This window comes from Pseudomonas sp. RV120224-01b, from assembly GCF_003208145.1.
Classification (GTDB): Bacteria; Pseudomonadota; Gammaproteobacteria; order Pseudomonadales; family Pseudomonadaceae; genus Aquipseudomonas; species Aquipseudomonas monteilii.
This window is the reverse complement of record NZ_QKMQ01000001.1, coordinates 657,112-679,454: the sequence shown is the minus strand read 5'-3', so window position 1 is coordinate 679,454 and position 22,343 is coordinate 657,112. Positions and strand designations below refer to the sequence as shown.

The window sequence follows — 22,343 nt, the reverse complement described above, 5'->3', positions numbered from 1 at the left end:
GCGTTCAATCTGAGCCATGATCAAACTCTTCAGTTCAATACTGCTTGGGTTTTTAAGAAACCCTAAACTTGGCTCAGCAATCTCAAATGACTATGTGATTTCTCGCATGGCCACTTGTGATGCTGATAATCTTTTTGACTATCAGTCCGTACTCACAAGCACCCACACGAATTGCTTGATTCGATTTGTTAAAGAGCGTTTGGTTAAGAGCTTTTCGTCTCAACCGAGGCGCGCATTCTACGCTTTCCTCAGAGCCTGTCAAGCGTTTATTTTGAAGTTTTTTGCGAGAAACTCGTTTAGCTTCAAACACTTGACTCAACAGGGTGGCTAGCTTTGCTTCGCTACCGCGTTGGAGTGGTGCGCATTATAGGGCCGCCTTCAAGGAGGTCAACCCTTAATTTCAATGTTTTGAAATATTTATGCCGAAGGCGCTTCAGGGCTACCACGCGCCCCATCAATTGCGCACTATATTGCTCATCACCCACCCCGCCCAAGGATCGCCGCACAGAAATGAACACCCAGCCCCGCAGCCTGGCCGCCACCCTCTTCCCGATTGGGCTGCTGCTTATCGCCATGGCATCGATTCAATCGGGTGCCTCCCTGGCCAAAAGCATGTTTCCCATTATCGGCGCACAAGGCACCACCGCCCTGCGCCTGATATTCGCCAGCATCATCATGCTGCTTATATTGCGCCCGTGGCGGGTACGCATGACCGCCAACACCCTGCGTAACGTGGTCATCTATGGCATGGCCCTGGGTGGCATGAACTTCCTCTTCTATATGGCGCTGCAAACGGTGCCCATCGGCATTGCCGTTGCACTGGAGTTCACCGGGCCGCTCGCCGTGGCGATCTTCTCTTCACGCCGGCCAATCGACTTTCTGTGGATTGCCCTGGCCATCGCCGGCCTGCTGCTGTTGCTGCCAGCAGGGCACAGTGGCCAGGCACTCGACCCGGCCGGTGCTATCTACGCGCTGGGTGCTGGCGTGTGCTGGGCCCTGTACATTCTGTTCGGCCAGCGTGCCGGGGCCGAACACGGCATCCAGAGCGCCGCGCTCGGCGTGGTGGTCGCTGCACTGTTCGTCGCCCCCATCGGCATTGTCCACGCGGGCAGTGCGCTGCTCACGCCCGCGGTCATCCCCATGGCGCTGGGCGTGGCGATACTGTCCACAGCACTGCCTTACAGCCTGGAGATGGTTGCCCTCACGCGCATTCCGGCTCGTACCTTCGGCACCCTGATGAGCATCGAACCGGCGTTCGGGGCGTTGTCCGGCCTGCTCTTTCTGGGCGAAGTGCTGACGATTACCCAATGGCTGGCGATTCTGGCAATCATTACGGCCTCTGTCGGCACCACGCTGTCCATGCGCAAGGAGCCCACCCCAGCCGTCGCGGCAGACTGATATGAGAAATATTTTCATTTGAGACAGGATTAAAGATTGTAGCGACCCGTCTCGCTGATTAAGCTGTCACAGAATCATCATCTTTACGCTATCTACTGGACCGAACAGGGACGCTGGGGAAATTTCAGGAAGAACCGAAGCGATAACGACAGGGCCAGACGACAGCTGATCGGCCCTGCATTTAAGGACAGGAATGAAACGTATTTTTCTCATCCTGGCCATCTTGGCTATTGCTGGATGTGCCGCCACGGCCAAGACTGAGGTCAAGAGGGGCAAGAAGGGCCTGCATATCAACTGCTCCGGCCTTTCCTCTTCGTGGGACAACTGCTACAGCAAAGCCGCGAGCTCTTGCAGCACACGCGGCTACCGGGTTATCGCACGCTCGGGCGACAGCGATGAAGAAGCCGGCGACTACTTGTTCGGCATCAACCCGGCGGGTTACACCAGCCGCAGCATGATCGTCATCTGCAAGTAGAAAAAAGGGCAGCTCACAAGCTGCCCTTTTCATTTGCCGTTACAGCGGCGCGGTACGCGTCTCTAGCCAGACCAAAGCGTCACCCTTGAGCAACGGCGCCAGGCGCTCACGCACCGTGGCGTGATAGCGGTTCAACCACTCCACTTCTTCTTTTGACAGCTGTTCGGCTAGCAGGCACCGGGTGTCGATCGGGCACAATGTCAACGTCTCGAAGTTCAGGAAGTCGCCAAATGCACTCTTGCCGGCTTCGCGATTGACCACCAGGTTCTCGATGCGTACACCCCATTGCCCCGGGCGATACGTACCTGGCTCGATCGAGCTGATCATGCCCGCCTGCATCGCCGTCTGCGGTGCAGGTGCCGCCTGGTAGGCAATGACCTGTGGCCCTTCATGCACATTCATGAAGTAGCCCACCCCATGCCCGGTACCGTGACCGTAATCCACCTGGTCTGCCCAGATCGGTGCACGAGCAATGGCGTCGAGCAACGGCGACAGCACCCCACGCGGAAAGGTGGCACGCGACAGGGCAATCATGCCCTTGAGTACCCGGGTGCAATCCTGCTTCTGTGGGTGGCTGGGGCTGCCCACCGGCACCATGCGTGTGATGTCGGTGGTGCCGCCCAGGTACTGCCCGCCCGAATCGATCAGCAAAAGCCCGTCGCCCTCGATGACCGCGTGCGACTGCTCGGTAGCGCGGTAATGCGGCATGGCACCGTTGCCATTGAAGGCAGCAATGGTCGAGAAACTCAGCGATACGAAACCCGGGCGCCGGGCACGGGCGGCGCTCAGTCGCTCGTCAATCGTCAGCTCGGTGATTTTCTCATTGCCCAGGCTGGCCTCGAACCAGGCGAAGAATTCGCACAAGGCAGCACCGTCCTGCTCCATGACCTGACGGATGTGAACAAGGTCTTCATCACCTTTGCATGACTTGCTCAGGGTGGTGGGGTTGATCCCCTCGATCAGCACAACCCCTGCCGAACGGTTTTCCAGCAGGCCACAGGTGACCCGTGCCGGGTCCACCAGCAACCTGCTGCCGGCCGGTACGGCACCTAAAGCCTTGCCAGCCTCGCTGTAGTCGCGCACCTCGATGCCGTCGACTGCCAGCACTTGGCGCAAATGCGCATCCATCTTGTCTTGGCCAACGAACAGGATGGCCTGCTGCTGATCGATCAAGGCAAAGGCCAGGAACACCGGGTTGTAGGAAACATCGCTGCCACGCAGGTTGAACAGCCAGGCGATGTCATCGAGGGTCGCAATGAAATGCCTGTCCGCGCCCTTGGCTTGCATGCCTTGGCGCAACTGCGCGAGTTTTTCCGCCCGGCTCACCGTGGCATGAGGTGGCAAGTGCTGGTACACCGGGTTGCCGGGCAACGCCGGGCGCCCATCCCAGACCTGCCCCAGCAAGTCCTTGTCAGTCACCAGCCGCGCACCACGCACTTTCAACCGCTCGACCAACTGGCGCGCCGAAGCCAACGCCATGACCGCACCATCCACCGCGACACTGCCGTTGAGCTCGACGTTTTCACCCAGCCACTCCAGTGCCCCGGGTTTGCCCGGCAAAAGCTTCATCAGCTCAATGCCGCTGCCAGCCAACTCATGTTCCGCCTGCTCCCAGTAGCGGCTATCGACCCACAAGCCGGCAAACCCCGGGGTAACTACCAGTGTGCCGACCGAGCCGTGGAAACCCGAGAGCCACTGACGCCCCTGCCAGTAACCGGGCAGGTATTCGGAAAGGTGGGGGTCGGCCGAAGGCACCAGCAAGGCATCGATGCCCTCTGCCGCCATGGCCTGGCGCACGCGCGCCAGGCGCTGTGGCACGCTTTGCTCAAGGGTGGTCTGGACGTTCATGCGCTCTCCTGCGGCAACATCACGGTTGATCCAATGTGCCGATAATGGAACAGCCGCCAGAACCCTGCAATCGCGACGACCAAGACACGGCATGCATTGCCCGCCACGCCTTGTGCTAATCAGACACTTCCTACAAGGAGCTCAGGACCACCGATCAAGTCCCGCTGAACTTCCGCAAAGGGGCGGCTTCACACACAGTACACTCACTGCCCACAGGCAAATGACCATGCCCAATGCCTGGCATTCGAAAACCGGCGTGGTGCTGCTCAACACCCGCGAGCAAACGCCCGAGCATGAGCACGCCGTGCACCTCAAGCTTGCCGACGGCCTCGCCCGCCTGCTGGGTTGTCCACATGTGCCCAGGCAGCAGGCCAACGCCAACGATGGCTACTACTTCGTGCCCACCGAGACCCTGATCGACCACAGGCGCTATGCCGCCCTGGGTATTCTTGGCGAACAGGACCTGTTTGGCGGCCTGGTGTCCTACCCCCACATGGCGACCAAGGCAATCTCCCACCCGTTGCCGGCCAAGGCCAGCTTCCCACCGGGCTGGACCGATGCCTTCGCCCAACAGGCTTGTGACGCCCTGCTGCGCGGCTACACCGTGTTCAGCAAAGCCGATGCGCGCACTGCCGCACAGTTGCTGCTGCTCGACGGCCCGCTACGGGTCAAGCCGGTACTGGCGAGCGCAGGCCGCGGACAACAGGTCATCAGCACTGCGGACGCACTGGAACCCCTACTGGACGATATGGACGAACAGGCGCTGGCCGTGTGGGGGCTGGTACTCGAAGAAGACCTGAACGACGTAAAAACCTTCAGCGTCGGCCAAGTGCGCGTCGCGGGGCTGACATGCAGCTATCACGGTACCCAACAACTGACCCATGACCACCAGGGCATCGAGGTGTATGGCGGCTCCGACCTTGTGGTGGTACGTGGCGACTATCAGGCGCTGCTGCAACTCCCCCTGGAAGACCACCTGCGCCTGGCGATCAACCAGGCCATGACCTACGAGCAGGCTGCCGAGCAGCACTTCCCTGGCTTCATCGCCTCGCGGCGCAACTACGACATCGCTCGCGGCCTGAGCCCTCAGGGCCACCTGCGTAGCGGTGTGCTTGAGCAATCCTGGCGCTTGGGCGGTGCCAGCAGTGCCGAGCTGCTGGCCCTGCAGGCATTTGCCGATGACCCGGCATTGCAGCGGGTGCGTGCTTCCACCCACGAAGTGTTCGGCACGCCCGACCTGCCCGCTGATGCCACCCTCTTCTACCAAGGAAACGACAGTGAACTCGGACAACTCAGCAAATTTGCACGGATTCGCGAACATGGCCGTTCAGAGTGAAACCGTTGAACTGCAAGTCGACAACGACAGCATTGTCGGCACCCTGGTCAGCCCCGGCAGCAAGATGCCGGGCATCCTCTTCGTGCACGGTTGGGGCGGAAGCCAGCAGCGTGATCTGGCCCGGGCCCGGCACATCACCGGACTGGGCTGCGTGTGCATGACCTTCGACCTTCGCGGGCACGAAAAGACCGAAAGCCAACGCCTGACAGTCACGCGTGAACAAAACCTGCATGACCTGATGGTGGCCTACGACCGGCTGCTGAGCCATCCAGCCGTGGACAGTAGCGCCATCGCCATCATCGGCAGCAGTTATGGTGGCTACCTGGCAACGCTGCTGACCCGCGAACGGCCAGTCAAATGGCTGGCCCTGCGGGTACCCGCCATGTATTGGGACGACGAATGGAACACCCCTAAGCAAACCCTCGACCGCCAACGCCTGAACGCCTACCGGCAGCAATCGCTTGGCCCGGCTGACAACCGTGCACTGGCAGCGTGCGCCGAGTTCGACGGGGACGTCTTGCTGGTAGAGTCCGAACAGGACGACTATGTACCGCACAGCACACTGATGAGCTACCGCTCGGCATTCATCAGCGCCCATTCGCTCACCCATCGCATCGTCGACGGGGCCGATCACGCGCTGTCCAGCGAACAGAGCCAGAAAGCCTACAGCTCGATCCTGGCAGCCTGGATCAGCGAAATGGTCATCGGTGCCCGACTGGACCGCTACCCGCATTACGCGCCTTGGTATGCCTGAAGCTCGCCCACCTGACAATGCAGGCCGCCATCGGCGCCGCGCACCAGACTACGCAGCGTCTGGTAGGCTGCAAAGTTCACCCCACGCGCCTGATGCTGCCCCAGCAGCTCAAGGAAGGGTTCCTCGACGAAGTACACGGCCGCCGCCGACCAAGCCTGGCGTGACTGCCATTGCAGGCATTGCAGCACCCGGCTGCCATCGTCACTGGCCTGGACACTGACACCCTGCAGCCCTTCACAGCGCGCAGCAAGCGCTTCGCTGCGCGCCACCAAGGCCTGAGCCAATGCTTGTTGGCACATGCTGGGCACTTCGTACTCGATCATCTGGGTGAACCAAAGGGCATTAGGGCTTGCCGACATCGGCGGTCTCCTGGTAATGGACGCATGCAGCGCGATGCCGAGCAGGGTAAAACCTCAAGTAAAGTCAAGGTCAAGGGGTTTATGCGCACCCTCACCTGATACCGCAAAACGCCGCCGGTAGTCACTCGGGGTCAGGCCGGTAATGCGCTGGAACACTTTGCGAAACGCACCCGGGTCCTGGTAACCGACACCCCAGGCAATCTGTTCGACGTTGCGCCGGGTGAACTCCAGCAAACGGCAGGCTCGCCCTACCCTCACCTGCTGGCAATACTCGGTCGGGCGCAGCCCGGTGGCGGCACGAAAGCGCCGCAGGAACGTGCGCGCCTCCAGCCCCGCGCACGCAGCCATCGCCGCAAGGTCAGCCTCCTGCCCGCCATTGCCCTGCAACCAATGTTGCACCTTCAACACGGCCTCGTCGCCGTGGTCCAGGCGCGGGCTGAACAGTGCTCCGGGCAAGGGCGCTGTCGTCGGCTCGACTGCCAGATAGCGAGCGGTCTCTCGCGCCACCGTCGCCCCAAGAAATCGCTCCAGCAGGCGCAAGCCCAGGTCAGTCCAGGCCATCAACCCTGCCGAGGTCACGATATCGCCGTCGTCCAGCAACGGCTGCCGGGCCTCTACCCGCACCTTGGGGAAGCGCTGGGCCAGGGCATGCACGTAGTTCCAGTGGGTGCAGGCCGGGCGCCCGTCGAGCAGCCCACTGGCGGCAATGAAAAACACCCCGATGCAAACCGACGCCAGCACCGTACCGCGCCCGTGCAACTGGCACAGCGACGCGCGGTGACGGTCAAGCAGCTCGGCTTGCGGGGCCGACTCCAGGCTTGGCGGAATGATCAATACACCCAGGCCCGGTGCAGCAGTCGCTGAGCTATCCGGGGCTGGCAGCAACTGCCCTGCCTCATCGGCCTGCCAGAAGCTGACGCGAATGTGCGGCAGCTCGACAGCCCCCAGTTCGGCCGCAACCCGGTTGGCCACCAGGAACAGGTCGGCCAGGCCATATACGGCCGCGCGCTGCACGCCAGGGTACAGCAGCAGGCCGATGTCCAGGCTGGCAGGGATGTCAGTTTTTGCCCGCATAGTGTCGTTCGCGCCAATCCTCAGGTTCGTGCACACAGCCTATAACTAACGCCTACCAACGACTACTGCCACAGGAGGCAGCATGAGCAAGCAGGCGCTGATCATCATCGACATCCAGAACGACTATTTCCCGGGCGGCAAATGGACCCTCGATGGCGCCGACCAGGCGGCCGACAACGCTGCCCGGCTGCTGGCAGCCGCACGCCAGCGCGGCGACCTGGTGGTGCATGTGCGCCATGAGTTCGAAAGTGCCGATGCACCCTTCTTTGCACCGGGCTCGCAGGGTTCGGCGATCCATTCCAAGGTCGAACCGGCAGCAGGCGAGCCGGTGGTGCTCAAGCACAAGGTCAACGCCTTCCTCGGTACCGACCTTGAGCACACGCTGGACCGACATGGCGTCGAGGCCCTGACCATCGTCGGCAGCATGAGCCATATGTGCATCGATGCCGCCACCCGTGCTGCGGCCGACCTGGGTTACCAGGTGACCGTGGTGCACGATGCCTGTGCGACCCTGCCGCTGGAGTTCGACGGCAGGCAGGTACCGGCGGCGCAGGTTCATGATTCGGCGATGGCGGCGCTGGCATTTGCCTATGCCAAGGTCGTGAGGACCGATGAGTTGCTTGAAGGCTGATCGGCTCGAAAGCTTTGGGGCTACGCGTCAGCCCCAAAGCTACAGGCTCAAATCACCACATTACGCACGAACCGCACCGCCATCGCCCCATCATTGCGGTACGCATACCGGCAGTTGCTGGGGAACACATGGAACTGCCCCACCAGCAGACGATGCTCGACTCCTTCGATGATCAACGTCAGCTGCCCTTCAGCCACATAGATCTGCTCGCTCCAGCCTTCGGCATCGGCCTCGCTGGAATAGCACTCACCCGGCGCCAGGGTCCACTCCCACAGCTCCACCTCACGCCGCGCCGGGCTGGTGCCAAGCAACACTGCGCGGCTCTGCGGATGCTCACCCGCCCAGGCCAGCTCTTCGATACGCCCGGGATCACGCCGATCAGGCGCCTGGATCAAGGTACTGAATGCCACCCCCAAGGCTTCGGCGATCAAGTCCAGCGTGGTCAGGCTGACGTTCTTTTCCCCCGCCTCGATCGCCACCAGCATGCGCCGGCTAACCCCGGAGCGCTCGGCCAACGTCGTCTGGCTCATGCCAGCCGCGTTGCGCAGGCTGCGCACATTGAGGCTGACATGTTGAAGCACCGATGCACGGTGCGCGGAATCTTTGTGCACTATATTGCTCACTGGTCGAGATTGCGCAGTATACTGCCCACTTTGCGGCGATTGTGCGCCGCCCCCTCCGAGTGCGCAAGACCATGAGCCAGGCCAGCAACAAACCGACCCCCACCGTAACCTTTCGCCTGAGCAAGGCTGAACTGGTGCTGGTGTTCATCACCATGTTGTGGGGCGGCACCTTCCTGCTGGTGCACAACGTGATGACCGTCAGCGGCCCGATGTTCTTCGTCGGCTTGCGCTTTGCTGCAGCTGCACTGTTCGTGGGCGTGGTCTCGGCGCGGGCATTGCCCGGGCTGACCTTCACCGAGCTCAAGGCCGGCATGCTGATCGGCGTATCGATCATGCTCGGCTATGGCTTGCAAACCATGGGCCTGCAAACCATCAGCAGCAGCCAATCGGCGTTCATCACTGCACTGTACGTGCCGTTCGTGCCACTGCTGCAGTGGCTGGTACTGGGCCGACGGCCAGGCCTGATGCCCAGCATCGGCATTTGCCTGGCGTTCATCGGCCTGATGCTGCTGGCCGGGCCGGAAGGCGGCAGCCTGCATTTCAGCGAGGGCGAGCTGGTCACCTTGGTCAGCGCAGTGGCCATCGCCGGCGAAATCATCCTGATCAGCCGCTACGCCGGCCAGGTCGACGTGCGCCGGGTTACCGTGGTGCAACTGGCGACCGCGTCGTTGCTGGCGTTTCTGATGATCGTGCCAACCCAGGAGCGTATCCCCGACTTCTCCTGGCTGCTGCTGGGCAGCGCCGTAGGCCTGGGCGCCATGAGCGCAGTCATCCAGGTGGCGATGAACTGGGCACAAAAGTCGGTTTCCCCCACCCGGGCCACGCTCATCTACGCCGGTGAGCCAGTGTGGGCCGGGATCGTCGGGCGCCTGGCGGGCGAACGCCTGCCGGGCGTGGCACTGCTCGGTGGCCTGCTGATCGTGATCGCGGTGGTGGTGAGCGAGCTCAAAGTACGTCGACCACGCGAGGCCACCGAGGCACGCGATGTACAGAATGAAGGCGAACGCCAGGCGGAGCTGTGAAGTCGCTAACAGCAGCTATGCTTTGTAAACAAATGTTATAAAAAAACAGCTTGTCACAGCCTGTTTGTAGGATTCTGCGACAGCTTGCGTGTTGGTGATCACCCCCTCGGCACGTATGATCTTTGCAAACTTCTCCAGAATAGGCCGCTATGTCATTGATAGTGCTATTGCTTCTGCCGTTCGTGGGCAGTTGCCTGGCAGCCGTGCTGCCGCACAACGCACGTAACGCCGAGTCCATTCTTGCCGGGCTCGTAGCCCTGGTCGGTACCGTCCAGGTAGCACTGCTGTACCCCCAGGTTGCCCATGGCGGTGTGATTCGCGAAGAGTTCCTGTGGCTGCCCAGCCTGGGGCTCAACCTGGTACTGCGCATGGACGGCTTCGCCTGGCTGTTCTCGCTGCTGGTACTGGGCATCGGCACGCTGGTGTCGCTGTACGCGCGCTACTACATGTCACCGCAAGACCCGGTACCGCGCTTCTTCGCCTTCTTCCTGGCCTTCATGGGCGCCATGCTTGGCCTGGTGATCTCCGGCAACCTGATTCAGCTGGTGTTCTTCTGGGAGCTCACCAGCCTGTTCTCCTTCCTGCTGATTGGCTACTGGCACCACCGCGCCGACGCCCGTCGTGGTGCCTACATGGCGCTGATGGTGACCGGTGCAGGCGGATTGTGCCTGCTGGTCGGGGCCCTGCTGCTCGGCCATGTGGTCGGCAGCTACGACCTGGACAAGGTCCTGGCTGCCGGCGATACCATCCGCCAGCATGCGCTGTACCCGGTGCTGCTGCCCCTGATTCTCATCGGCGCCCTGAGCAAGAGCGCACAGTTCCCCTTCCAGTTCTGGCTGCCCCACGCCATGGCAGCGCCCACGCCGGTATCGGCCTATTTGCACTCTGCCACCATGGTCAAGGCCGGGGTGTTCCTGCTGGCGCGGCTGTGGCCGGTGCTTTCCGGCAGCGAAGAGTGGTTCTGGATCGTCGGCGGTGCCGGTGCCCTCACCCTGCTGCTCGGCGCGTTCGCCGCCATGTTCCAGAACGACCTCAAGGGCCTGCTGGCCTATTCGACCATCAGCCACCTGGGCCTGATTACCCTGCTGCTGGGCCTGAACAGCCCACTGGCTGCCGTTGCAGCGGTGTTCCACATTCTCAACCATGCCACGTTCAAGGCCTCGCTGTTCATGGCCGCCGGCATCATCGACCACGAAAGCGGTACGCGCGACATCCGCCGCCTCAGCGGCCTGATCCGCCTGGTGCCCTACACCGCGACCCTGGCCATGGTGGCCAGCGCCTCGATGGCTGGCGTGCCGCTGATGAACGGCTTCCTGTCCAAGGAAATGTTCTTCGCCGAAACCGTATTCATCAGTTCCACCGCGTGGGTCGAGGCCACCCTGCCCGTGATCGCCACCCTGGCCGGTACCTTCAGCGTGGCCTATGCCCTGCGCTTTACCGTCGATGTGTTCTTCGGGCCGACCGCCCAGGACCTGCCCCACACCCCGCACGAGCCACCACGCTGGATGCGTGCGCCGGTCGAACTGCTGGTGCTCACCTGCCTGGTGGTGGGGATCTTCCCTGCCCAGTCGGTCGGCCCGCTGCTGGCCGCTGCGGCGCTACCGGTGGTAGGCGGCACCCTGCCGGAGTACAGCCTGGCGATCTGGCATGGCTGGAACGCACCGCTGATCATGAGCCTGGTGGCCATGAGCGGCGGTATCGTGCTGTACCTGTTGCTGCGCAAGCAGCTGCGCCTGGGCCGCTTCCCTTACCCGCCGGTGATCGAGCGCTTCAACGGCAAGCGCCTGTTCGAGCACGGGCAGGTTCACCTGATGGTGCTGGCGCGTCGCGTCGAGCGCCTGCTCACCTCTCGCCGCCTGCAATCGCAGCTGTTCATGCTGGTGGTCGCCGCCTTTCTTGCAGGCCTCACGCCCATGCTCTACAGCGGGCTGAGCTGGGGCGACCGGCCGAAAATTCCGGGCTCGGGCGTGTTCGTCGCACTGTGGCTGATCGCCATTGCCTGCGCCATCGGCGCCGCCTACCAGGCCAAGTACCACCGCCTGGCGGCACTGATCATGGTCAGTGTCTGCGGCCTGATGACCTGCATCACCTTTGTCTGGTTCTCCGCGCCTGACCTGGCCCTGACCCAGCTGGTGGTGGAAGTGGTCACGACTGTGCTGATCCTGCTTGGCCTGCGCTGGCTGCCACGGCGTATCGAAGGCGTATCGCCACTACCGGGTAGCCTGGAGCGCGCGCGCATGCGTCGCCTGCGCGACCTGCTGCTGGCCGTGCTGGTAGGTGGCGGCATGGCCGTGCTGTCCTACGCCATGCTGACCCGGCCAACACCCAACGACATTTCGTCGTTCTACCTAAGCCGTGCGCTGCCCCAGGGCGGCGGCACCAACGTGGTCAACGTGATGCTGGTGGACTTCCGCGGCTTCGACACCCTCGGTGAAATCACCGTGCTGGTGGCCGTGGCGCTGACCGTGTTCGCCCTGCTGCGCCGCTTCCGCCCCCCCAAAGAGAGCATGCAACTGCCGGCGCAGCAGCGCCAGCTGGCACCCGACGTGGTCACCGACCTGATCAACCCACGGCATGCCACCGACACCGCCCTGGGCTTCATGATGGTGCCTGCCGTACTGGTGCGCCTGCTGCTGCCCGTCGCGCTACTGATCTCGATGTACCTGTTCATGCGGGGTCACAACCAGCCGGGCGGCGGCTTTGTCGCCGGCCTGGTGATGTCGGTGGCGTTCATCCTGCAGTACATGGTGGCCGGTACCCAGTGGGTCGAAGCGCAGATGAGCCTGCGCCCGCTGCGCTGGATGGGCACCGGGCTGCTGTGCGCGACCCTGACCGGGGTCGGCGCCATGCTGCTGGGTTATCCGTTCCTCACTACCCACACTGCCCACCTGCACCTGCCGCTGCTGGGTGATGTGCATGTGGCCAGCGCGCTGTTCTTCGACGTCGGCGTATACACCGTGGTGGTCGGCTCGACCTTGCTGATCCTCACGGCCCTGGCGCACCAGTCGGTGCGCGCTTACCGCCCGGGCAACCCGGCGAAAACCAGCCAAGCAGGAGCCGCCTGATGGAAGAAGTGATTGCAGTCGCCATCGGCGTGCTCGCCGCCTCGGGGGTGTGGCTGATCCTGCGCCCCCGTACCTACCAGGTCATCATGGGCCTGTGCCTGCTGTCGTACGGGGTCAACCTGTTCATTTTCAGCATGGGCAGCCTCTTCATCGGCAAAGAGCCAATCATCAAGGACGGCGTCACACAGGACCTGCTGCACTACACCGACCCGCTGCCGCAGGCGCTGGTGCTTACCGCCATCGTCATCAGCTTTGCCATGACCGCACTGTTTCTGGTGGTGTTGCTGGCCTCGCGCGGCCTGACCGGTACCGACCACGTGGATGGCCGGGAGCGTGACGAATGAATGGAGTGAGTCAACTGATCGTTGCGCCTATCCTGCTGCCGCTGGTCACTGCCGCAGTCATGTTGTTGCTGGGTGAAAAGCACCGGCAGATCAAGGCCCGCCTGAACCTGCTGTCGACCTTCGCCGGCCTGGCAATCGCCGTCAGCCTGCTGCTGTGGGTGCGCACCCAGGGGCAGGCAGCGTCGATCGGCGTTTACCTGCCGGGCAACTGGCCGGCACCGTTCGGCATCGTGCTGGTCGTGGACCACTTGTCGGCCCTGCTGCTGACCCTGACCGGGGTTATCGGCTTCAGTGCGCTACTGTTTGCCCGCGCCCGGTGGGACGGTGCCGGGGCAAGCTTCCATGCGCTGTTCCAGATCCAGCTGATGGGCCTGTACGGCGCCTTCCTCACGGCCGACCTGTTCAACCTGTTCGTGTTCTTCGAGGTGCTGCTGGCCGCGTCCTATGGCCTGCTGCTGCATGGCTCGGGCCGCGCCCGGGTGCGGGCCGGCCTGCACTACATCGCCATCAACCTGTTCGCCTCGTCGCTGTTCCTGATCGGCGCTGCCATGCTGTATGGCGTGACCGGCACCCTGAACATGGCCGACCTAGCCCTGAAGATTCCCCTGGTGCCAGAGGCCGACCGTGGCCTGTTGCACGCCGGTGCGGCGATCCTGGCGATGGCCTTCCTGGTCAAGGCCGGTATCTGGCCGCTGAACTTCTGGCTGGTGCCCGCCTACGCTTCGGCCAGCGCCCCCGTGGCTGCGCTGTTCGCCATCATGACCAAGGTCGGCCTGTATGCCGTGCTGCGCCTGTGGACACTGTTGTTCTCCGGGCAGGCCGGGGCCTCGGCGCATTTCGGCGGCGAATGGCTGGTATACGGCGGCCTGGCCACCCTGGCGGTGGCTGCGGTATCGATCCTGGCTGCACAGCGACTGGAGCGCATGGCAGCCCTCAGTATCCTGGTCTCGGCTGGCACCCTGCTCGCCGCGGTTGGCTTTGCCCAGGCGGCGCTGACCGGTGCGGCGTTGTTCTACCTGGTCAACTCCACCCTGGCCCTGTGCGCGCTGTTCCTGCTCGCCGAACTGGTCGAACGCTCACGCTCGGCCAATGAGGCGCCCCTGGACGAAGAAGAAGACGTGATGCCGCCCCCGCTGGAGTCGCTGCACCCGCCCAAGGGTATCAACCTCGACGACGAGCAGAAGGTGGTGATCGGCCAGATCATCCCATGGACCATGGCCTTCCTGGGCCTGAGCTTCATCGCCTGCGCGCTGCTCATCATCGGCATGCCGCCACTGTCGGGCTTTGTCGGCAAGCTCAACCTGATCAGCGCGTTGTTCAACCCGCAGGGCCTGGGCGTGTCGGCCGAACAACCGTTGAGCCCGGCAGGCTGGGGCCTGGTGGCACTGCTGATCCTGTCCGGCATGGCGTCGCTGATCGCCTTCGGTCGCGTGGGCATACAGCGCTTCTGGAAGCCCGAAGAGCGCCCGTCACCCGTGCTGGGCCGCTATGAGTGCCTGCCCATCGTCATCCTGCTCGGCCTGTGCATGGTCCTTAGCCTCAAGGCCGAGCCGTTGCTGCGCTACACCCAGGACACCGCCGCCAGTCTGCAGGCCCCGGACGCCTACATCGAAGCCGTGATGGCCGCCCGGCCGATTCCTGGCCCCACCTCGCTCGACGTACAGGTCCAGCCATGAACCGACTGTTCCCCGCCCCGCTGCTATCGGTTTCGCTGTTCGGCCTCTGGCTGTTGCTGAACCTCTCGGTCAGCCCCGGCAATCTGCTGCTGGGCGCCGCACTGGGTGTGCTGGCCCCGCTGCTGATGGCACCGTTGCGTCCGCAGCATGCCCATGTGCGTCGGCCGCTGGTCATTGCCCGGCTGATCGGCCGGGTCGGCATCGATGTGATCGTCTCCAACCTGCTGGTGGCCCGCGGCGTACTGCGTGCCGGCAAGCAGCCACCACGCTCGGCGTTCGTGCACATACCGCTGGCATTGCGCGACCCGCACGGCCTGGCGGCACTTTCTATGATCACCACGGTGGTGCCCGGCACAGTCTGGTCCGAGCTGGCGCTGGACCGCAGCGTCTTGCTGCTGCATGTGTTCGACCTGGACGATGAAGCGGCCTTCATCCAGCACTTCAAGGACACCTACGAACGCCCGCTGATGGAGATCTTCCAATGACAGGCCTGCTCGCCAATGCTGTCCTCGCCAGCCTGTTCATCTTCGCCCTGGCCATGGGCCTGGCGCTGATCCGGCTGTTCCGTGGCCCGTCCGCCCAGGACCGTGTGCTGGCGCTGGACTACCTGTATATCCTGGCCATGCTGACCATGCTGGTGCTGGGGATCCGTTACGCCAGTGACACCTACTTCGAAGGTGCCCTGCTGATTGCGCTGTTCGGCTTCGTCGGCTCGTTTGCCTTGGCCAAGTTCCTGCTGCGCGGAGAGGTGATCGAATGACCGAAACCTTGGTACTGCCCTTCTGGCTGGAGGTGGTCACTGCCGTGCTACTGCTGACCGGCAGCCTGTTCGCCCTGGTGGGTGCCATAGGCCTGGTACGCCTGAAAGATTACTTCCAGCGTATGCACCCACCGGCACTGGCCTCAACCATCGGCGCCTGGTGCGTGGCGCTGGCCTCGATCATCTACTTTTCCTGGCTCAAGGACGCGCCTGTGCTGCACGCCTGGCTGATTCCGATCCTGCTGTCGATCACCGTGCCGGTCACCACGCTCTTGCTGGCGCGGGCGGCGCTGTTCCGTAAGCGCATGTCGAAAGAGCCGGTGCCCGAAGAGGTTAGCAGCGGTCGCGACCGCGGTAACTGAAGGTTGCGCCTCACCTTTGGCTGAGGCGCTGCAGCTCCCGCCGGACCATGGCGACATAAGGCGGTGGGCCGAGCCGGTAGAGCTCACCCGCCACCCAGCTCAGCCAGGTGCTTTGCAATTCCTCGCGCCTGGCCAGCAAACGTTCGGCCTCGGCCACGGCATCCGCCTGATGCTGCCGATGAAATTCAGCCCGCGAGGCAGGTGCACCGTCAGGGCCGGTCACTCACTGGCCTTGAAGGTGGTCAGTTCACCCTTGCGCCATTTGGCAACCTTGCCGGTCACCGCCTTGAGCAACTTGCCCAGGCCTTCCTGCACTTGCTGCTGTGCGGCGAACACCAGCATCACGCCCTGGCCCTCACGAAACACGATGCCCTCGCCTTCCGGCACCGAAACGAAGGCGTAATCGCCCACGCCATACACATTCAACTTGATTTCGCGAAAGCGCATTTCCAGCTTGCCACCTTCACGGCTGGGCAATACGGCAGCGCGGAAGTGGTCGCCTACTTTTAGCTCCAGACGTTGCTTGTCATCGACCACCAGTGCACTTTCGGTGTCGATTTCGGCCATGTAAAGGCCTTCTGGATTCTGTTCGGTGACATAGATGAAGCGGCCCTGGAACAGTTGGGCCAATTTACCGCGCAAGTCGCCGAGGGCGAACAATGCATGGGTATCAAGAGTGCTGACTGCCAATGAAGTAATCCTCAACCGGTTACAACCCGCCCTCACCCAAGCTCGGGGAGGCACGGCCATTTCTTATCGATAGGCGAAAAGAGTAATAAAGCGATATACGAAATGTCTGTGCCCGCTGACGATGCAGCGTGCAGGAATCTTTACTCTGGTTTGCCAGATTCGCCCTCAACCGAAGGCGTTTGGCTCATTCCCGGCGTGGGAAGCGTGATGCCTGAGATCACTCGCCAGAAAGCGCAACCAAGGAAGCGGGCCTGCAAGAACACAAGGCCGGGCATCCCGATGCGCATTACTGTAGGACAAATATGCCCGAAAACACCGAAACCCGTCGAGAGGCAATAAACATTTTCAGGCAGCCAGCCCTTTCTTCAGTTGTTGCTGCCAGGCGGCCTGGCATTCCAACGCCTCTTCACGGGTGGCAAATGCAGTACCACGGCGTTCGCCATTGACCAGCACCACCCAGCAGATGCGTTTGCCCAGCGCTTGCAGGGTGGGCGGCACCCCCGAACCAATCATCACGGCTACATCGACTCGGCTATTCATCATTCCCTCCGGAACTTAATTAGCACCCTAACGATATAGTCATGATACGCCTGCTCGTGGCGAGGAAACAGCGCATGCCGGTACAGCAGTGTTACGCACGGGGCAACAAAAACGGCGTCAGCGAGGAACGCAAAAAGCCCCAGGGATTGCTCCGTGGGGCTTGGCACCGCGCGCGGGGTTATACCTGGCGCTGGTGGCGGTCGAGCTGCTCGTGGCGCTCCTGGGCTTCGATGCAGTACTTGGTGGTCGGGCTGATCAGCAGGCGTTTCAAGCCAATCGGCTCACCGCTGTCATCGCACCAGCCGAAGCTTTCGTCGGCAATACGGTCCAGGGCCATTTCCAGCTGTGGCAGCAGGCGCTGGTCGCGGTCGATGGCATTGACCAGCCAGCTACGCTCTTCTTCGACCGAAGCCACGTCGGCAGGGTCCGACGGAGTGTCCAGGCCTTCGATGGTGGTGCGGCTGAGCTCGATGCGCTCATGGGTTTCGACTTTCATCGCCTGCAGCAGCTCAGTGAAGAAGGCCAGCTGGTCGGCGTTCATGTAGTCATCGGCCGACATGGCCAGCAACTGTTCCTTGGTCATCGATTTCTCTATGAAAAAATGTGCATTTGGGCGATTCATGTGCCGCCGACGCCTTGGCATCGGCAGCGGAATTCTTCAAGCGCCAACCGGCACTCTTTTACAGGGGGCGGCAGTCTAAGGCGCCACGTCGCGTGGAGCAACTGCAAATGGGTGCGAATTTGCTTCCGGTGCTTACAATCCGCCGGTCGGTGCCATCAGTTCAAGTCGATTGCCAGCGCGATACTATAAAGCAAGCCCTTGCCTTGGCTGGCTTTTGATCTGGCTGTTGATCTGGCTGTTGATCTTGATCTTGATCTTCGCGACTTCAGGAGGCCGGAGTGAGGGAACCCCGGAGCGCAGCGCAGGGGCCGGATGATGGGAGCGCAGCGTTTTTTGGTTACTTTTTGTCGCGTTTGACAAAAAGTGACTCGCCGTAAGGGCGAAAAGGTGAGTCAGCGTCGCCATCGCAAACGGACTGTTCGCTGATTCAAAACAGAAGAATCGTGCTTCTTGGATGTGGGCATTCACATCAAGTAGACATTCATTCGCGAAGGTGGCGCACAGTCACCTTTCCGCCCTTACGGCGGGTCCCTTTTTGTCGTGGCAAAAAGGAACCAAAAACCGTCCGCTCCCATCATCCGGCCCCTACGCTGCGCTCCGGGGTTCCCTCGCTACGGGCTTGCTCCCGGGAGGACCGCGCTGCAGGCCCCATCCTGGGGCCCAGCGCTTGACGGGCATCCATGCCCGTCACCTCCCTCCGCAAGCCCTTCGCTCGGCCTCCTGAAGTCGCAATCGGCGTTGCCTGAACTATCGCGCGCTTAGAAGCAAAAGCAAAAGCAAAAGCAACGGCAACGGCAACGGCAACGGCAACGGCAACGGCAACGGCAACGGCAACGGCAACGGCAACGCCGAGTCTGATCAACGATCCTTGAACTGCGCCTCGCGCTTGGCGATGAACGCAGCCATGCCTTCTTTCTGGTCTTCAGTGGAGAAGGCCGCATGGAACACTCGACGTTCAAAGCGCACACCCTCACTAAGGGTAACTTCAAACGCCCGGTTGACGCTTTCCTTGACCATCATGCTCACCGGGATCGATTTGCTGGCAATGGTCGCCGCCACCTTCAGCGCCTCTTCCACCAACTCCGCCTGCGGCACAATCCGCGCCACCAGGCCAGCACGCTCGGCCTCTTCGGCGCCCATCAGGCGGCCAGTCAGGCACAGTTCCATGGCCTTGGCCTTGCCCACCGCACGGGTCAGGCGCTGGGTACCGCCCATGCCCGGCAACACGCCGAGGTTGATTTCCGGCTGGCCGAACCTGGCGTTGTCGGCGGCCAGGATAAAATCACACATCATCGCCAGCTCGCAGCCACCGCCCAGAGCAAAACCAGACACCGCAGCAATGATCGGCTTGCGGCGGTTGGCAATACGGTCGGCATCGCTGAACAGGTCGTCAACGTAGATCTGCGGGTATTGCAGCTCGGCCATTTCCTTGATGTCGGCGCCAGCGGCAAAGGCCTTGGCCGAACCTGTCAGCACCACGCAGCCGATGTTCGGGTCACGCTCTAGCTGGTCCAGGGCCTGGTTGATTTCACCGACAATCTGCGCGTTCAGCGCATTGAGCGCCTGCGGGCGGTTGAGGGTGATCAGGCCGACCTTGCCGTGGATGTCCAACAGGATGGTTTCGAATGCCATGCAGTCTGCTCCTTCAAAGATTGCGCGCAATGACCATGCGCTGAATGTCGCTGGTGCCTTCGTAGATCTGGCAAACCCGAACGTCTCGGTAAATCCGCTCCAGCGGGAAGTCACTCAGATAGCCATAACCGCCCAGGGTCTGCAAGGCATCCGAACAGACCTTTTCGGCCATTTCCGAGGCAAACAGCTTGGCCATCGACGCTTCCACCAGCGCTGGGCGCCCGGCATCACGCAGCGCGGCGGCGTGCAGCACCATCTGCCTGGCTACGGCAATTTTCGTGGCCATGTCGGCCAGGCGGAACGCCACGGCCTGATGCTCGATCAGCGCCTTGCCGAAGCTTTGCCGTTCGTTGGCATAGTCGCGGGCCACTTCGAATGCGGCGCGGGCCATACCCACAGCCTGCGAAGCAATACCGATGCGACCACCCTCAAGGTTGGCCAGGGCGATCTTGTAGCCTTCGCCCTCCGCGCCCAGGCGGTTGGCCACGGGCACATGCACATTGTCGAAAACGATCTGGCAAGTGTCGGAGGCATGCTGGCCAAGTTTGTCCTCGACCCGTGCCACCTGGTAGCCCGGCGAATCGGTCGGCACGATGAAGGCGCTGATGCCACGCTTGCCGGCGTCCGGGTCGGTCACGGCAAACACGATCACTACCCCGGCGTTTTGCCCAGAGGTGATGAACTGCTTGCTGCCGTTGAGCACGTAGTGGTCGCCATCAAGCTTTGCACGGGCTTTCAGGCTGCTGGCATCAGAGCCTGCCTGCGGTTCGGTCAGGGCGAAGGCACCGAGCATCGCCCCCGTGGCCAAGGGGGTGAGAAACTGCTCTTTTTGCTGCTCGCTGCCAAAACGCAGAATCGGCACGCAACCTACCGAATTGTGCACGCTCATGATGGTCGAGCAGGCGCCATCACCGGCAGCGATCTCTTCCAGGGCCATGGCATAGGCCACATAACCGGTATCGCTGCCACCCCACTGTTCCGGCACCAGCATGCCGAACAGGCCAAGCTCGGCCATCTCGTCGATGGCCTCTTTCGGAAAACGGTGTTCCTTGTCCCACTGTTCGGCAAACGGTTTCAGGCGCTCCTGGGCGAAAGCGCGCACGGCGTCGGCGATCTGTTGTTGCTCGTCAGTTACCAGCATGGTTCACCTCAGTACAGGCATTCGACAGCCATGGCCGTCGCTTCGCCGCCGCCAATGCAGATGGCCGCTACACCCCGACGCAGGTTGTTCTGGCGCAGGGCTGACAGCAGGGTGACCAGAATGCGCGCGCCAGAAGCACCGATCGGGTGACCCAGGGCGCAGGCGCCGCCGTGAATGTTGACCTTGTCGTGGGGCAGGTCGAGGTGCTTCATGGCCGCCAGGGTGACCACCGCGAAGGCCTCGTTGATTTCGAACAGGTCGACCTCGGCCAGGTTCCAGCCGGTGCGTTTCATCAGTTTGTCGATGGCCCCGATCGGCGCGGTCGGGAACAGCGCCGGGGTGTCGGCGAATGCGGCGTGGCCATGGATCACCGCCAGCGGCTTGAGGCCACGTTTCTCGGCTTCGGAGCGGCGCATCAGCACCAGCGCGGCAGCGCCATCGGAAATCGAGCTGGCGTTGGCTGCCGTCACCGTGCCGCCTTCGCGGAAGGCAGGCTTGAGCTGCGGGATCTTGTCCAGGCGCGCCTTGGGCGGCTGCTCGTCATCCTTGATGACGCGTTTTTCCTTACCCTCGGTAACTTCCACCGGCACGATCTCGGCGGCAAAGCGGCCGCTCTTGATCGCGTCCTGGGCACGGGTCAGCGAGGCGATGGCGAACTGGTCCTGGGCTTCGCGGCTGAAGGCATTGGCCTGGGCGCAGTCCTCGGCGAAAGTGCCCATCAGGCGGCCTTTGTCGTAGGCGTCTTCAAGGCCGTCCATGAACATGTGGTCGATGATCTTGCCGTGGCCCATGCGGTATCCGCCACGGGCCTTGTCCAGCAGGTAGGGGGCGTTGGTCATGCTCTCCATGCCACCCGCTACCACCACGTCTGCGGTACCGGCCAGCAGCAGGTCATGAGCCATGATCGCGGCTTGCATGCCCGAGCCACACATCTTGTTCAGGGTGGTGCAGGTGGTGTGCTTGTCCAGCCCGGCGCCCAGCGCCGCCTGACGCGCCGGTGCCTGGCCCTGGCCGGCAGGCAGCACGCAGCCGAACAGCACCTGCTCGACGCTGGCAGCGTCGATGCCGGCGCGCTCCACGGCGCCGCGAATGGCCGCGCTGCCCAGTTGTGGCGCGGTCAGGCTTTTAAGGTCGCCCTGCAGGCCGCCCATGGGCGTGCGCACGGCGCTGACGATTACGATCGGGTCATTGGCGAGGGTCATGTTCGCTCTCCTTACTTGGCTGCCATGCGCAGTGCGCCGTCGAGGCGGATCACCTCGCCGTTGAGCATGCTGTTCTCGATGATGTGACGGGCCAGTGCAGCGAATTCCTGTGGGCGGCCCAGGCGTGGCGGGAATGGCACACCGGCCGCCAGCGAAGCACGCACCTCTTCGGTCATGCCGGCCATCATCGGTGTTTCGAAGATGCCCGGGGCAATGGTCATCACGCGGATGCCAAAGCGCGCCAGCTCACGGGCGGTCGGCAAGGTCAGGCTGGCGATGGCGCCCTTGGATGCGGCATAGGCGGCCTGGCCAATCTGCCCGTCATAGGCGGCAATCGACGCCGTGTTGATGATCACGCCACGCTCCCCACCCTCATCGGCAGCCCCTTCGGCCATGGCCGCCGCAGCCAGTCGCAGCAGGTTGAAACTGCCGACCAGGTTGACGTTGATGACCTTGGCGAAGCTGGCCAGGCCATGAGGCCCCTGCTTGCCCAGCACCTTCTCCGCACCGACGATGCCAGCGCAGTTGACCAGCCCATGCAGGCTGCCAAAGCTGCTGACAGCCGCATCGACAGCCGCTTGGGCCGCCTGCTCGTCACTGATGTCAGCCACGGCGAAACGGGCGTTGTCACCCAGCTCCCGGGCCTTGGCCTCGACAGCCTGGGCATTGAGGTCGACCAGCATGACCTTGGCGCCGGCCTCGACCAGCATCTGCGCGGTCGCGGCACCCAGCCCGGAGGCGGCGCCGCTGACGATGAAGTGTTTGTTGGCTATCTGCATGATCGGTTTC

At 62.7% G+C, this 22,343-nt stretch carries 24 protein-coding genes; 12 read left to right on the top strand and 12 right to left on the bottom strand.

What is annotated here, in order from left to right; all coding sequences use genetic code 11:
* Positions 1-510 precede the first annotated feature (510 nt).
* Together rhtA and N436_RS03185 are read left to right on the top strand one after the other, a co-directional pair.
* Positions 511-1,398, top strand: a complete 888-nt coding sequence (gene rhtA, locus N436_RS03190; protein ID WP_110740411.1) for a threonine/homoserine exporter RhtA — start codon at positions 511-513, stop codon at positions 1,396-1,398.
* A gap of 193 nt (positions 1,399-1,591) precedes the next feature.
* Positions 1,592-1,873, top strand: a complete 282-nt coding sequence (locus N436_RS03185; RefSeq protein ID WP_016714998.1) for a hypothetical protein — start codon at positions 1,592-1,594, stop codon at positions 1,871-1,873.
* A 39-nt stretch (positions 1,874-1,912) separates the two neighbouring features.
* On the opposite strand, the gene N436_RS03180 is transcribed toward N436_RS03185, so the two are convergent.
* Positions 1,913-3,721 (bottom strand): aminopeptidase P family protein, encoded by a 1,809-nt coding sequence (locus N436_RS03180; RefSeq protein ID WP_110740410.1) that lies wholly within the window; start codon positions 3,719-3,721, stop codon positions 1,913-1,915.
* Between the two features lie 220 nt (positions 3,722-3,941).
* On the opposite strand from N436_RS03180, the gene N436_RS03175 reads away from it, so the two are divergent.
* Positions 3,942-5,057, top strand: a complete 1,116-nt coding sequence (locus N436_RS03175; protein WP_110740409.1) for a DUF3182 family protein — start codon at positions 3,942-3,944, stop codon at positions 5,055-5,057.
* Complete coding sequence (locus tag N436_RS03170) at positions 5,041-5,811, top strand: S9 family peptidase (RefSeq protein WP_110740408.1); 771 nt, start codon at positions 5,041-5,043, stop codon at positions 5,809-5,811. Before N436_RS03175 ends, N436_RS03170 begins: the two co-directional genes overlap by 17 nt.
* Here N436_RS03170 and N436_RS03165 read toward each other — a convergent pair.
* Positions 5,790-6,170, bottom strand: a complete 381-nt coding sequence (locus tag N436_RS03165) for an antibiotic biosynthesis monooxygenase (protein ID WP_110740407.1) — start codon at positions 6,168-6,170, stop codon at positions 5,790-5,792. The two genes, N436_RS03170 and N436_RS03165, sit on opposite strands and share 22 nt — an antisense overlap.
* A 54-nt stretch (positions 6,171-6,224) precedes the next feature.
* Entirely contained in the window at positions 6,225-7,244 is a 1,020-nt protein-coding gene (locus tag N436_RS03160; protein ID WP_105945138.1) for a GlxA family transcriptional regulator, read from the bottom strand.
* A gap of 82 nt (positions 7,245-7,326) precedes the next feature.
* Between N436_RS03160 and N436_RS03155 the strand changes: the two genes are divergently transcribed.
* On the top strand, positions 7,327-7,875 hold the full coding sequence (locus tag N436_RS03155; RefSeq protein ID WP_110740406.1) for a cysteine hydrolase family protein: 549 nt from the start codon (positions 7,327-7,329) through the stop codon (positions 7,873-7,875).
* A 47-nt stretch (positions 7,876-7,922) separates the two neighbouring features.
* Here N436_RS03155 and N436_RS03150 read toward each other — a convergent pair whose 3' ends face one another.
* Entirely contained in the window at positions 7,923-8,486 is a 564-nt protein-coding gene (locus tag N436_RS03150; RefSeq protein WP_110740405.1) for a helix-turn-helix domain-containing protein, read from the bottom strand.
* Positions 8,487-8,569: 83 nt separating this feature from the next.
* Here N436_RS03150 and N436_RS03145 point away from each other — a divergent pair, with 83 nt between their 5' ends.
* The 7 genes from N436_RS03145 (at position 8,570) to N436_RS03115 (ending at position 15,727) form a co-directional block, all read left to right on the top strand.
* Entirely contained in the window at positions 8,570-9,520 is a 951-nt protein-coding gene (locus N436_RS03145) for a DMT family transporter (protein WP_110740404.1), read from the top strand.
* Between the two features lie 149 nt (positions 9,521-9,669).
* Positions 9,670-12,585, top strand: coding sequence for a monovalent cation/H+ antiporter subunit A (locus N436_RS03140; protein WP_110740403.1), 2,916 nt, complete (start codon positions 9,670-9,672; stop codon positions 12,583-12,585).
* A complete protein-coding gene (locus N436_RS03135) occupies positions 12,585-12,929 on the top strand; it encodes a Na+/H+ antiporter subunit C (RefSeq protein ID WP_003250128.1) in 345 nt (114 codons plus the stop codon). Before N436_RS03140 ends, N436_RS03135 begins: the two co-directional genes overlap by 1 nt.
* On the top strand, positions 12,926-14,605 hold the full coding sequence (locus tag N436_RS03130; protein WP_110740402.1) for a monovalent cation/H+ antiporter subunit D: 1,680 nt from the start codon (positions 12,926-12,928) through the stop codon (positions 14,603-14,605). Before N436_RS03135 ends, N436_RS03130 begins: the two co-directional genes overlap by 4 nt.
* The gene (locus N436_RS03125; RefSeq protein WP_019098773.1) at positions 14,602-15,090 is read left to right on the top strand and encodes a Na+/H+ antiporter subunit E; all 489 of its coding nucleotides are present in this window, start codon (positions 14,602-14,604) and stop codon (positions 15,088-15,090) included. The genes N436_RS03130 and N436_RS03125 overlap by 4 nt, the downstream gene beginning before the upstream one ends.
* On the top strand, positions 15,087-15,365 hold the full coding sequence (locus N436_RS03120) for a K+/H+ antiporter subunit F (protein WP_003250109.1): 279 nt from the start codon (positions 15,087-15,089) through the stop codon (positions 15,363-15,365). Before N436_RS03125 ends, N436_RS03120 begins: the two co-directional genes overlap by 4 nt.
* Positions 15,362-15,727, top strand: a complete 366-nt coding sequence (locus N436_RS03115; protein WP_016714985.1) for a Na+/H+ antiporter subunit G — start codon at positions 15,362-15,364, stop codon at positions 15,725-15,727. The genes N436_RS03120 and N436_RS03115 overlap by 4 nt, the downstream gene beginning before the upstream one ends.
* Before the next feature lie 10 nt (positions 15,728-15,737).
* On the opposite strand, the gene N436_RS03110 is transcribed toward N436_RS03115, so the two are convergent.
* The 8 genes from N436_RS03110 to N436_RS03065 form a co-directional block, all read right to left on the bottom strand.
* Positions 15,738-15,950, bottom strand: a complete 213-nt coding sequence (locus tag N436_RS03110) for a hypothetical protein (protein ID WP_105945144.1) — start codon at positions 15,948-15,950, stop codon at positions 15,738-15,740.
* Positions 15,947-16,417, bottom strand: coding sequence for a hypothetical protein (locus N436_RS03105; RefSeq protein WP_060500527.1), 471 nt, complete (start codon positions 16,415-16,417; stop codon positions 15,947-15,949). The genes N436_RS03110 and N436_RS03105 overlap by 4 nt, the downstream gene beginning before the upstream one ends.
* Before the next feature lie 345 nt (positions 16,418-16,762).
* Positions 16,763-16,957, bottom strand: a complete 195-nt coding sequence (locus N436_RS03100) for a hypothetical protein (protein ID WP_105945145.1) — start codon at positions 16,955-16,957, stop codon at positions 16,763-16,765.
* 178 nt (positions 16,958-17,135) lie between these two features.
* Positions 17,136-17,540 carry a TraR/DksA family transcriptional regulator gene (locus tag N436_RS03095; protein WP_003250099.1) on the bottom strand — a complete coding sequence of 135 codons (405 nt, stop codon included), beginning with the start codon at positions 17,538-17,540 and terminating at the stop codon, positions 17,136-17,138.
* 897 nt (positions 17,541-18,437) lie between these two features.
* Positions 18,438-19,211, bottom strand: coding sequence for an enoyl-CoA hydratase (locus N436_RS03080; protein ID WP_110740400.1), 774 nt, complete (start codon positions 19,209-19,211; stop codon positions 18,438-18,440).
* 13 nt (positions 19,212-19,224) lie between these two features.
* Positions 19,225-20,352, bottom strand: a complete 1,128-nt coding sequence (locus tag N436_RS03075; protein ID WP_105945147.1) for an acyl-CoA dehydrogenase — start codon at positions 20,350-20,352, stop codon at positions 19,225-19,227.
* Positions 20,353-20,360: 8 nt separating this feature from the next.
* On the bottom strand, positions 20,361-21,554 hold the full coding sequence (locus N436_RS03070; RefSeq protein ID WP_105945148.1) for an acetyl-CoA C-acyltransferase: 1,194 nt from the start codon (positions 21,552-21,554) through the stop codon (positions 20,361-20,363).
* An 11-nt stretch (positions 21,555-21,565) separates the two neighbouring features.
* Entirely contained in the window at positions 21,566-22,333 is a 768-nt protein-coding gene (locus N436_RS03065; RefSeq protein WP_105945149.1) for an SDR family NAD(P)-dependent oxidoreductase, read from the bottom strand.
* Between the last annotated feature and the right edge of the window lie 10 nt (positions 22,334-22,343).